6 protein-coding genes and 1 CRISPR repeat array are annotated in these 12,082 nt (G+C 59.3%); of the genes, 2 read left to right on the forward strand and 4 right to left on the reverse strand.

Annotation, left to right across the window (positions count from 1 at the left end):
* Positions 1 to 1,589: direct repeats of the CRISPR family, unit length 28 nt; unit sequence GTCCGCCGCCGCACAGGCGGCTTAGAAA.
* Between the two features lie 413 nt (positions 1,590 to 2,002).
* Both A1355_RS25375 and A1355_RS20160 read left to right on the forward strand, forming a co-directional pair.
* A complete protein-coding gene (locus tag A1355_RS25375; RefSeq protein WP_157197967.1) occupies positions 2,003 to 2,386 on the forward strand; it encodes a hypothetical protein in 384 nt (127 codons plus the stop codon).
* A gap of 113 nt (positions 2,387 to 2,499) precedes the next feature.
* Entirely contained in the window at positions 2,500 to 3,819 is a 1,320-nt protein-coding gene (locus A1355_RS20160) for a glycerophosphodiester phosphodiesterase family protein (protein WP_064031081.1), read from the forward strand.
* A 219-nt stretch (positions 3,820 to 4,038) separates the two neighbouring features.
* Here A1355_RS20160 and A1355_RS20165 read toward each other — a convergent pair whose 3' ends face one another.
* The 4 genes from A1355_RS20165 to A1355_RS20180 form a co-directional block, all read right to left on the reverse strand.
* Entirely contained in the window at positions 4,039 to 6,249 is a 2,211-nt protein-coding gene (locus A1355_RS20165) for a cytochrome-c peroxidase (RefSeq protein ID WP_064031082.1), read from the reverse strand.
* A 188-nt stretch (positions 6,250 to 6,437) separates the two neighbouring features.
* Positions 6,438 to 7,268, reverse strand: coding sequence for a hypothetical protein (locus A1355_RS25825; protein ID WP_064031083.1), 831 nt, complete (start codon positions 7,266 to 7,268; stop codon positions 6,438 to 6,440).
* A 124-nt stretch (positions 7,269 to 7,392) separates the two neighbouring features.
* Positions 7,393 to 8,163 (reverse strand): hypothetical protein, encoded by a 771-nt coding sequence (locus A1355_RS25830; RefSeq protein WP_064031084.1) that lies wholly within the window; start codon positions 8,161 to 8,163, stop codon positions 7,393 to 7,395.
* A gap of 1,459 nt (positions 8,164 to 9,622) precedes the next feature.
* Positions 9,623 to 11,848, reverse strand: coding sequence for a caspase family protein (locus A1355_RS20180; RefSeq protein ID WP_064031085.1), 2,226 nt, complete (start codon positions 11,846 to 11,848; stop codon positions 9,623 to 9,625).
* Positions 11,849 to 12,082 lie beyond the last annotated feature (234 nt).

Here is a 12,082-nt window from a genome sequence, read left to right on the forward strand (position 1 = left end):
GTCCGCCGCCGCACAGGCGGCTTAGAAAATCGTTGGGCCGTTGTTGCCAGGATTGCAATCGTCCGCCGCCGCACAGGCGGCTTAGAAAAAATGGCCGGCTTGCCTGCATTTCTGTCAGCAGTCCGCCGCCGCACAGGCGGCTTAGAAATTAGCCCTTTTAGGCAATTGCGAGGGTAGACAGTCCGCCGCCGCACAGGCGGCTTAGAAATACACGCCGCCGCCGCTCTGCTCCACATCCACGTCCGCCGCCGCACAGGCGGCTTAGAAAATTGATTCTTGCCTCACGCAAGGCCCATGCTTGTCCGCCGCCGCACAGGCGGCTTAGAAAGCATGACATCGATAATCCGAAATCCAACACTTGTCCGCCGCCGCACAGGCGGCTTAGAAAATTATGCTCAACGCCGTCGAGCAGTCGGCCGGGTCCGCCGCCGCACAGGCGGCTTAGAAATTTGTTTGAGCCTGAGGTCGGCGCGCCTGTTAGTCCGCCGCCGCACAGGCGGCTTAGAAATTAGCCCTTTTAGGCAATTGCGAGGGTAGACAGTCCGCCGCCGCACAGGCGGCTTAGAAAATGTTCCCAGCGTCGAAATAGTCCAAATTCAAGTCCGCCGCCGCACAGGCGGCTTAGAAAATTGGCGTAGTCGGTCAGGAAATCCAGCGGGTGTCCGCCGCCGCACAGGCGGCTTAGAAAAGCACCAAGGCTTGGTCGGTGCCAAGGTCATCGTCCGCCGCCGCACAGGCGGCTTAGAAAATCAATAGGGAGCGAAGCGACGCACCGACAAAGTCCGCCGCCGCACAGGCGGCTTAGAAATTGGATTGCACTACGACCGCGCCGCTGGGTTCGTCCGCCGCCGCACAGGCGGCTTAGAAATATGCCCAGCCAAGAGAACCCGAGTCGGCACCGTCCGCCGCCGCACAGGCGGCTTAGAAAAGATCGCCGCAGTCGTAGAAGAAGCACACCTGGTCCGCCGCCGCACAGGCGGCTTAGAAAAGAACCGCACATGCATTTGACATGTCACCAGGGTCCGCCGCCGCACAGGCGGCTTAGAAATTACGCAACGGCGCCAGTTCCCAGCGAAATAAGTCCGCCGCCGCACAGGCGGCTTAGAAACTACATGCCGTCTACAGCTTTGCCAAAGCGCAGGTCCGCCGCCGCACAGGCGGCTTAGAAAAGGCGTCGGCAAAACCCAGCGCGACATGCCAGGTCCGCCGCCGCACAGGCGGCTTAGAAAGAACGCAGGGAAAGGGCCGCGCGCGGCCTCGTGTCCGCCGCCGCACAGGCGGCTTAGAAAAGCATCAACCAAACCCTGGCCGCCGGCAAAACGTCCGCCGCCGCACAGGCGGCTTAGAAATCAGCCAATATGGATCATCATTACTCACTAATGTCCGCCGCCGCACAGGCGGCTTAGAAACGGATAACTTCGAGTCCGAGACGTCGTTAGATGTCCGCCGCCGCACAGGCGGCTTAGAAACATCGCTCCGCCGATTAATCGACTCATGAACCGTCCGCCGCCGCACAGGCGGCTTAGAAAGGAAGACGGCGGTTATCTGACGACATCCAAACGTCCGCCGCCGCACAGGCGGCATAGCCGGATGGCCTTCGGCTCCGCTCAGGCACCGGGTCGTCCGCCAGCGCACGGGCGGCTTAGCCGGATGGCCTTCGGCTTCGCTCAGGCACAGGGTTGTGCGTTGTCGCACGGGCGACTTGGCATGTTTCGAACGACATCGATCTGCCCGAGTTCGGCGAACTGATCAGATAAAGCGGCAAGACGCACCGCGCATTCTCCGGCGCTCCGTGCCGAACAGCCGGCATTCTATTTTGAACATGCAACGGTGTGTGGTGAACATCGGGCGTCGGCCGATCAATATCCGGTAATCCTGTTTTAGCAGCCGGGTTTTTATTCTGAAGACGCACGCATTTAGCGCGGACACGCAACGTCGATTGTTTGTCAGGCAAGCAACAGTGATTTTTAGCCGGAGGCCAGTGTTGATCGGAGAACGTCCGATGTTGATCGGAGAACGTCCGGTGTTGATCGTAGAACGCCCGGTGTTGATTGGAGAACGCCCGGTGTTGATCGTAGAACGTCCGGTGTTGATCGTAGAACGTCCGGTGTTGATCGTAGAACGTCCGGTGTTGATCTTAGAACATCCGATGTTGATCGTAGAACGGCCGGTGTTGATCGGAGATCGCTCGATGTTCGCCAGAGAAGGTTCCGTGTTGATTACAGGACGCTCGCTATTGCTTCGGCGAGCTTGCTTGTTGTCGTCTGTCTGTTGGCGCGGGCAAAGGGTGAGCGCGGCTCGTCGCGTCGCGGTCGTTCGCCATCGCGCGCATCGCGCGATAGGTCCGCTGATCGTTGCGATTAACGCGGTTGAAATATTGGCGTGATACACAGTGTTCGCGGTAACGCATTGCCGGCTATCTGTTTTAGAGCGCCCGTTCGCTGTCGCGGCAACGGGGCGGGGCCGGCGCAAACTATTCGAGAACCCTGGGAGATTGCAATGTTGATAAGCAAGAGATTGACGCGTCATGCAGCCGGAATGCTGCTGTTAAGCGGTTGTCTGTGGTCGGCCTTGGCCGGCGCGGACGGTAAGGATTTGGGGCGCGATGCCGATCGCTGGCAGCAAGACGAAAGCGTGCAAGTGGGGCCGCGGCCTTATTATTTGATCGATAAAATGAGCCCCGGCCGCTTGAAATCCAAACTGGAGAGCTGCGGCGACGGGCCATTCCATAAAACCCATTTTTCGATCGGTCATCGCGGCGGCGGCACGTTGCAATTTCCGGAGCACACCCAGGAAAGCCATGAAGCCGGCTCGCGGATGGGCGCGGGCGTGCAGGAATGCGACGTGACCTTTACCAAGGACGGCGAACTAGTGTGCCGTCACGACCAATGCGATCTGCATACCACGACCAATATCTTGGTCACGCCGTTGGCGGCCGCCTGCTCCAAGCCGTTTTCGCCGGCCGAGTTCGATGCGACCGGCAAGCGCACCAAGGCCGCGTCGGCGCTGTGCTGCACCAGCGATTTGAGCTTGTCCGAGTTCAAGTCGCTGAAAGGCAAGATGGATGCGTCCAACCCCAACGCCGTGACGCCGGAACAGTTTTTGGCGGGTACCGCCAACTGGCGGACCGATCTTTACTCGACCGGTGGCACGCTGCTGACGCACCAGGAGAGTATCGCGCTGTTGAAAAAACTGGGCAGCAAATACACGCCGGAATTGAAAAGCCCCAACCGCAACGCCAAATTGCAGGTCGAGGACGTCTTCGGCAGTCAGGCCGCGTACGCGCAAGCCATGATCGACGAATACAAGGCGGCCGGCGTTTCGCCGAAAACCGTTTGGGCGCAGTCGTTTAACAAGGACGATGTGCTGTATTGGATTCAGCATGAGCCGGCTTTCGGCCAGCAAGCGGTTTATCTGGACGACGCCAATACGCCGGCCGACGTTCCGACCGCCGCGGATTTGAAGGGATACGTCGCGCAGGGTATCAAGATCGTCGCCCCACCGATGTGGATGTTGCTCAGCGTGGACGCCACCGGCAAAATCGTGCCCTCGCAATACGCCAAGGACGCCAAGGCCGCCGGTTTGGGCATCATTACCTGGACCTTGGAGCGTTCCGGCCGTATCGTCGAGGAAGTGTTGCCGACCAAAGGCACGGCCAGCCCGTCGTTTTATTATCAATCCACGCTGGATGCGTTGGAAAACGACGGCGATATCATGACCACGCTGGATGTGTTGGCGCGGGACGTCGGTATTTTGGGCATCTTTTCCGATTGGTCCGGCACCGTCAGCTATTACGCCAGTTGCATGGGTTTGAAGTAAGTCAAGCCGTTCGGCCGTTCCCGCGCGTGGCGCGGGAATGTGTCGGCGCAAACATCAAGTTGTGGGAGGCGCTTTAGCGGCGACTGAAAGCGTGTCCCATGCCAAACGCTTTTGATCGCGGCTGAAGCCGCCCCGACGCAATGCCGGTGTCGCGGTCCGAAAATCAGGGTCGCGGTCACGCTCCGGTAATGCGCGAGGCTCAAGCGGTTCTCGATTTCCTCAATGCGCCAGACGCTGTTCGAAGCTGGTCAGCGGTTCGGTGACGCCGTCGGCGCCGACGGCCGGGAGCTGCAGATATTCGTCCTTGGACAAGGCCGCGTTGAGCGGATTGCCGCTGAAGGTCGCGGTTTCGTCGCCGACCTGTCCGTGCGGAATTTTCAAAGCCGGATGATCGAACGGCGCCCGTTGGTAAAGCACGCGCTCGTCGGTCAAGGTTTTCAGGAAAGCCACCAAATCGGCGCGGTTTTGCGGATTGGACTGCAAGGTGGGTTGGGGAAATACCCGGGTCACGTGCTTGCTGTCGAGGTTGAAATTGCCGCCGCGACTGTAAAATTCCACCACTTGCTCCAAGGTCGCCATGCCGCCGTTGTGCATGTAGGGACCGGTCAATTCGATGTTGCGCAGCGTCGGCGTTTTAAACGTGGCGGCGACCGCCGCGACCATTCTTTTGTTCACCGCTTTGTTTAGCTCCGCTTGCGCCGCCGCCGGTGTTGGGATGAAGGCGTTGCTTAACGGCAGGAAGCAATTCGCGGTGGTTTGCGGTTGCGGCAGCAGGCCGTCGGTTTGAGTAAACAAATTGGGTAGGGAATAGCGGAGTGTCATATTGGTCGCCATCGCATTTTGAAAATCGCAAGCGCGCACGGCATTGACTTCGCTGTCCAGAATGGCGGAGGTATTGCCGGCCAACAATTGTAAATATTGGTTGCTGAACGACAGCGGGTTGCCGAAATCGTCCACGCCGCCGGCACCGATGTCGTTGGCCTCGCGCGCGGCGCCGTTCGATGAAAAGCCGGTGTCGTAGAACGCGGTGACCGGCTGGTTGCCGACCATCAGCGGAATGCGGTTGACCACGTTCGGGCTGGCGCTGATGCGGAAGGTCGGTTCGCCGAAGGCTTCGGGGTGGGTTTGGGCGATGGCGGCGTTGGCTGCGATCGAGGCCGAGCTGAAGTTCGGCCCCAAATGGCATAGCCCGCATTGATTGCTTCTGAATTGTTTCAAACCGTTCAATTCTTCGGCACTCAGGTCTATCGGTTGGTGATTGGCATCGCGGGCGCTGGTATCGAACGGCGCTTCGTCGGAGATTAAGGTGCTTTCGTAAAGCTGAATCGCCAACGCGAAGAACATCGGAAAGTTCGCTTCCAACTGGGTGTAAGGCGATTGGCCGACCGGCGGGCTAACCGGCACTCTACCCGAATACGACCAATATTTGGCGTTGTAGGCTTGCCGAATCAGCCCGGCGTATGTGGTGTTCAGTCCCGGACTCAACTTGTCGGCATCGCTAAAGCTATAGGGACCCAACACGCTGTCGGAGGCATGCACCGACTGGTTTTGTAGCGGTTGGCGGAACAGCAGTTTTCGGCCCAAGTCCAGCAAAGTCCGATTGTTGCAGCTCATTTCGGTGTGATTGGTGGGTGGTGCCACCGCCAACGAGGCCAACGACGAATTGATCAAACGCAAGCGTTGTTTTTGCACGGTTCGGGTGCCGGTCAGCACCCAGACGCCGGCATTGGGGTCGCGGTCGCCCCAAGGACTGCTGCCGTTGAAACTGTTGTTGGCGCGGCCGTCCCAGAAGTTGCGGTGGTTGAACACCGCGTTAATCACGGTCGGCGCGTTGCGCGGCGTTACCCGCCGGGTGCCGTTCGCGCCGACCCGGAATATCGGGTCGGGGGCGCGGTCGCAGGTGTCGATGCCGCTGCTATAGCGGGTGACCGCTTTGAAATCGCCCGCGAAGGTGCCGGCGGAGCCGACCACATTGTCGGTATCGAACATCACCGTCGAATCGGCCAATGGGTTTTCACGCTGGTGTAGCGGAAAGTCGAATACGCTGAGCGGCCGGTTGGGACCCAACGGGGTGGCGTCGGCGGCGGCGTCGAAGATTTGTTCGGCGATCGAGGCCGATTGGCCGCCGGCCGAAACTTGGTTTTTAGTGCGGCCGTCCGCACCGGCGTGGAAGTGGCAGGAGGCGCAAGCCATGCCGTCGCTGCCGACGTTGCTATCCCAGAATAAGGCTTTTCCGAGGGCGATGGCCGCCGCTTTATTGACCACAATCGGGGCGCTACCGTCCACCAGGCCTGGTACTGGCGGCACCGGCAGCGTTTTCAGGCTGATCGGCATCGGTCCCAGAGCCAATTCCGCCGCCGACAGCGGTGTGTTGAAAACGATTGCGGCGGCCATCAAGCCTGATAAACGGATAGTGCGGATTATGCGCATGGTCTTACTCTGCGAATTTAAACAAGAGAAATAGGCGGTGGGCCGATCGGCCGTCGCCCGGAATTCATTACGGCGGCGTGTCTGAAGGTTCAGATAGCCGATTGAAGGGCCGCCATCCTTGGCGACATTTTGTTAGCGTTACATTTGCCGACTTCCCGCCAACCGAAGGTTGGCGGGGCAGCCGTCGGTCAGACGCGTACCGATTTGCGATTCAGACCCAGGAAGCCGACCAGGGCACTACCGAACAACCAAACCGCGGCCGGAACGGGTACGGCCGCCGGTGGCGTGTAGGTCGATGCCGCCGCCGAGGCGGTGACTTTGACGGTGATATCCCCGCCGGTGCCGGCGATGTCCGCGCCGCCGACGAATATTGCGTACCAGCCGGCTTGTAGGTCGGTCAAAGTCAAGGTTGCGTAGCGTTTGGTGGTGGCGAAGGCTGGGTTGCCGGTCACGCCGATAGCGCCGGTGACGCCGGTTTCGTACAAGTCGTCGTTGCTGATGTCGTGCGCGCCCGAGTCGATGACGCCGCCGTAAGAGTTGACGTAGTTATTGGACGAAGAGCTGACGTAACCCAGGGTTTCGACGATGCCGTCCGGTCCGGTGGCCCAGATGATGCCGGGATCGCCGGCTTGGCCGACCGAGTTGAATTTATGGATTTGTCCGGTGACCTCGGCGGGTGTGTCTACGCCGACCGTGTCGCCGGAATAGGCCACGTTGGTGCGGAAGATCGAGAAAGCCGGGTAATTGCCGGCGGACGAACGCGCGTCGATGATGACGCTTTGCGCGGAAGTCGGTAGATAGAAATTGGTGAACGCGGCTTGCATCCCCCAGGCGTCGTTGGTCAGCGCCGGGTTACCGGAAAAACCGACGGTGCTGCCGTTGAAGGCAGGGTTGGTAATGGTCGTGCCCAATTCGACGCTGTTGTCGTTGCCGGTCCACGCGGCGGCGGCCGGTTGCGCGAACGCCAGAGTCAACGCTGATGCCAGTAAAGTGGTTTCGAATAATTTATTGATAGACATGCTTACAGTCTCCTGTTTCGGTGCCGAATCGAACGGCGCCGGAATGATTCCAAGGGTGCGGGAGTAACCGCCAACGGCAAATCGACGCGATTCGTCCGGTTGCGGTTACTCCGAGTGGGGATGGTTAGGCCGATTTACGTTTGGCCGAACCCAGATAACCGGCCAGGACCGAACCGAACAGCCATACCGCGCCGGGAACCGGCACCGGCGCGGGGTCGATCGGATCGCCGTTCAGGTTGACTTGGAAGGCATTGACGTTCAGGCTGTCGCCGGTGGTGAAGTCGCTGGCCAGGAAGGTCAATTGGTAGTCGAAATGGTCTTGGCCGGTAGCGCCGGTAAAGGGGTTGATCCCGGTGGCGGCGGTGATGGTGTCGCCGGAATTGAAGCCTTGCACGCCATCGTTGGAATCCAGTTTGTAGTCGCCGAACGCAATGATGTAATGGCCGGCGCCCAGCGCGGTGGATAGATAGGAGTCGCGCGACATCAGGGTGCCGTCCGCCCAACCGTTGCTGTCGCCCGGCGGGGTGTAGCTGGAACCGTCGTCGGCGCTGGTGATTTCGGTATCGATAGACACCGTATCCTGATACAGACGGAACTGGGTATCGGCCAGTGTGATTTCGCCGTCGCCGTTCAAGTCCACGTAAGCGTTCGGATGTGAACCCCAGCCGTTGGAATAGCCTTCGTTAGCGCGGACATCGATCACGATGTTGGCGTCGGCGCTTAAATCGAACGCCCAGTAATCGATGGTGGTGCCGGCGCCGTAGGTCGCGTCGGTCGCGGCGCGAATCGTGCCGGTGACCACGGCCGCCTGCGCGGCGGAGGACGCGGCTAGCGAAACCGCGAGTGCCAGCATGGTTTTGCGGGTGGAGGAAAATTTGGTTTTGGTATAAGACATGGGTATTCCTTGTAAGTGGTGCGATATCGTAAATGCCGAACGTCTGCCCCCCTCAGAACAGCCGAGATCGCCCTTTTCCGGCGCCTCGGCGGCTATCGCGGCAAGTGGTTGGCGCGATGGCCGGTGATCGGCATTCTGGATAAAGTCAAGAAGTGTGCCATTCATAAAAGCTATAGTTTTCAATTAAATGGAAAACCTGAAAATTGCAGCTATGTTAAATGGCTAATTTCCATTAAAAAATTATGTGATTTGAATCACGCTGTGCAAATAACGTAGAACAATTAGAGAAATAATCGCAGCCGCCAAGTGTTCGGCGTTAGTGAAAAAAGCAGACGCGGTCGGTGGGGAGTTTGAGACGTTCTATTGGCCTGGTTTGCACGTTCGACCGAGGTTGCGGGCCACTTTGGCGCGCGGTCGGTTGCTAAAGGCGACTGGTGAAAAACGTTTGACAGGTGTGTGAAATGCCACAGTTTAATTGCGGTGCCGTGTGGCCGCTTGCGATGCCGCAATCGGTCTTGTGGCCGGCTCGGGTGCGGTCACCGAGCTTACGGATAAATTCCGTGGCTTATGAGTTTCTGGAATAAATAGCCGGTGGGTCGATCGAGAATCGGTATTGCCCAAGCGGAATGCGAAGTATAGGTCGATAGCGGGAATATCAGATAACGATCATGGTGGAGGTTTCACCCGGAACAATGAAATAGAGGGGATAGGGAGCGGTTTGAACGACAGGTATGTCCTGATTTTGCCTTACGACTTTCAGAGTAAAAAGAGCGGTCATTATTCAGCGCGAACTAAAAACGCCCTTTCCCAACGTAGCGGGGGATAAACACCTCGATGCTAGCTATGTCGGTCGCTGATGAGAGCCGCAACCGATGTCGAATAGCGTAAGCTTCCATATTAGTGATGTCGTTCGCTGAGCGAAGTCGAAGCGAACTGGCTGGCTTCGACTCCGCTCAGCCAGCGGTGAACCGCCGCGTCGCCCCGGCAATGGAAGGCGGTCCGGCCTCAAGCCTCCGGTACGAAAAAGAACGGGCTACCTTATTGGCTAAGTCGTTCGCTGAGCGAAGTCGAAGCGAAAAGCTGGCTTCGACTCCGCTCAGCCAGCGCTGAACCGCCGCATCGCCCCGGTCAATGGAAGGCGGTCCGGCCTCAAGCCTCCGGTACGAAAAAGAACGGGTTACCTTATTGGCTAAGTCGTTCGCTGAGCGAAGTCGAAGCGAAAAGCTGGCTTCGACTCCGCTCAGCCAGCGGTGAACCACCGCATTGCCCTCGGCCAATGGAAGGCGGTCCGGCCTCAAGCTTCCGGTACGAAAAAACGGGCTACCCTCGTGACCGGCGTGTTGCAAAGGGGCGTATTGCGGCGTTTGCTCTCCCAACGCAGCGGGGATAAACACCCGATATTAGCTATGTCGTTCGCTGAGCCGCCGCATCGCTCCGTCCAATGGAAAACGGTCCGGCATCAAGCCTCCGGTACGAAAAAGAACGGGCTACCTTCGTGACCGGCGTGTTGCAGCGGGGCGTATTGCGGCGTTTGCTCGAAGCCGCCGCGCGAGGCCGAGGTGCGAACTTGGTTGGCGACGTCGCGAAAGATGTCGTAATCCTCGATGATGCGCTTGTTGCCACGTAGCACTTTCAAGAAGGCGTTGGCGAATACCGAATGATCGCCGCCACCTTGATCCATCACCGGCTTGACGCCGCCGGAGGTCAGCACGGTGCGGGCCTTGCGGGCGTTCATCGCTTTCAGCCAGCGTTCGCGCTTGGCTTCGTCCATGCCGTCCGGCAATTTGGCGATCGCCGAGCCGGTCAAGGCGCCGGAGTAGCAAGAATCGGCGACGACCATGATGTGCTTGGCCGGCATGATGCCGATGAATTCGGTGATGCTTTGGCTGGAAATCCAGTTGGCGCTGTTGCCGACTTCGGCGTCGACCGGCAGCCAATAGGCGGTCTGGCTTTTTTGATCGATTTCGCCGTGGCCGGCGTAATAAATCAGCAGATTGTCCTGGTCGGTGAGCTTTTGATTGAGTTCGTTGAACGCCGACATGATCGCGTGGCGATTGGCGTTGATCAGCAATTTGGTTTTAAAGCCGTAGCGCTCGCGTAACAGCAGTTCGACGCTCTTGGCGTCGGCGATCGGAGTTTTTAGTGGGGAATAGGCGCCGTAATCGTTGTTGCCGATGATTAGCGCGTAAAACTTGCCGAATTGTATGTCGCCGGGACGTTTAATGTCGTTGGCGTTGCTGCTTGGATAACTGGCCTGGGCCTGATTGTCGCCGGCCAGCAGACGCAGATTCAGGTTGCTGCTTTGATTACGTTTGTCGGTGGCGACGATTTGCACCAGGGTTTCGTCGCCTTGCAGGCTGACGTCGGTCTCGAAGCGGCCGTCGCTATCCACCTTGATGGCTTTGTCGTTCAGCATCAGTTTGCTCAAGCCCTTGATGGCGTCGATGCGGCCGACCAGGCGCTTGCTGCGTTCGCCGCTACTGAATTGGATCGCCGGAATGCCCCGCGTCACGGTGACGGCCGGTTCGATCAACTCGATGTTCGGTCCGGAGCCGGACGCCAGCAGCGTGGACTTTTGCTGTTCCAATTGTTGTTTCAGTTCGGCGATGTCCTTGGCTTGTTGTTGCAGCGCTTGTTTGCGGGCGTCGATGCGCGAGCGGTCCAGTTTGTCCGGCGAGGTCAGCCAGGCGGTCAATTCGGCCGATTGCTTTTGATAGGCTTCGATCTTTTCGTTCAATCGATTTTCGACATCGTTGGTCTTGATGACCTCCGGTGTTTTGCCGCTCCGGGGGGCATCGTCCGATTTTTGGCGTTGGCGTTCCTGCTTCAGTGTTTCGGTCAGCGTGCCGAGTCGCGCTTGCTGTTCCTTCAATTGGGCTTCTTTATCGCGCAACTGCCGTTCCAGCGCAGAGGTGTCGCCGCCGGACGGCGCGGCTTTTTGCTGTTGTAGCTTATGGCGTAGCGTTTCCAGTTCGGATTGGGCCTTGCGTAGGCTGTCTTGCTGGTCCAGCGCCTGCTGGCGGATGTCCTGCAACTGGCCGCGCAATGCCTCGGCTTCCTTGCGCGATTCGGCGACTTCGCCACGCAGGGTTTCCAGTTCCTTGGCATCGACCGCAGGGGCGAACTGGATGTCGGTTTGATCGAGGCCCGCCGACTTGCGGTACCAGCGCAATGCCGCATCCTTGTCCTGCGGGACGCCCAAGCCTTTCTCGTACAAATGGCCGAGATTCAATTGCGCCTGAAAATTGCCCTGGGCGGCGGCTTTTTCGTACCACTGGGCGGCCGCCTTGTAATCGGCGGTCGTGCCCAGGCCTTTTTCGAAGATCTCGCCGACCGTCAATTGGGCGGCGGCATCGCCTTCCTGGGCCTTGGGTAGCCAGATTTTCAACGCGCTGGCGTAGTTGGCTCGGTCGTAAGCCACATACTCGCCGCCGCGCACCTCGCAATCGGCGGCGGTGGTGCGGACCGGCCGGCGGGCGGACAGATAGGTCATTTCGGCGCCGAGTTTGCGGACCTGACCGGGCAGCAAGCAGTCGACGACCAGCAGCTTGTTGGTGTCGGCGACGATGTAGCCTTCGGTCGCCTTGGCCATTTCTTCCTGGCTGACGTCGCGGGCGCAGGCGCCGAGCAGAATGCCGGCGATGGCCAGGGCCAAGCCGCGGTGACGAAGATGCGATGCTTTCATGCGGACACCTATCGGGTGTGGGGACGGTGCGGGAACCATAGCAGAAAACCCCCGCGCTGCAAATCAACGGCCGCCGGCGGCCAAATCGTCGGCGATTTTCCGGAGTATGCCGGGCCAAAGTCCGGGCCAGCCTTGGCCGTGCCCGGCATCGACGATCTCGACGCGGGCGTTCGGACGTCGGCGCAAGGCCGTTTGGACTAGCGCGGGCGGAATGTTTTGGTCGGCGGCGCCCAG

Source organism: Methylomonas koyamae, from assembly GCF_001644025.1.
Lineage (GTDB): Bacteria > Pseudomonadota > Gammaproteobacteria > Methylococcales > Methylomonadaceae > Methylomonas > Methylomonas koyamae_A.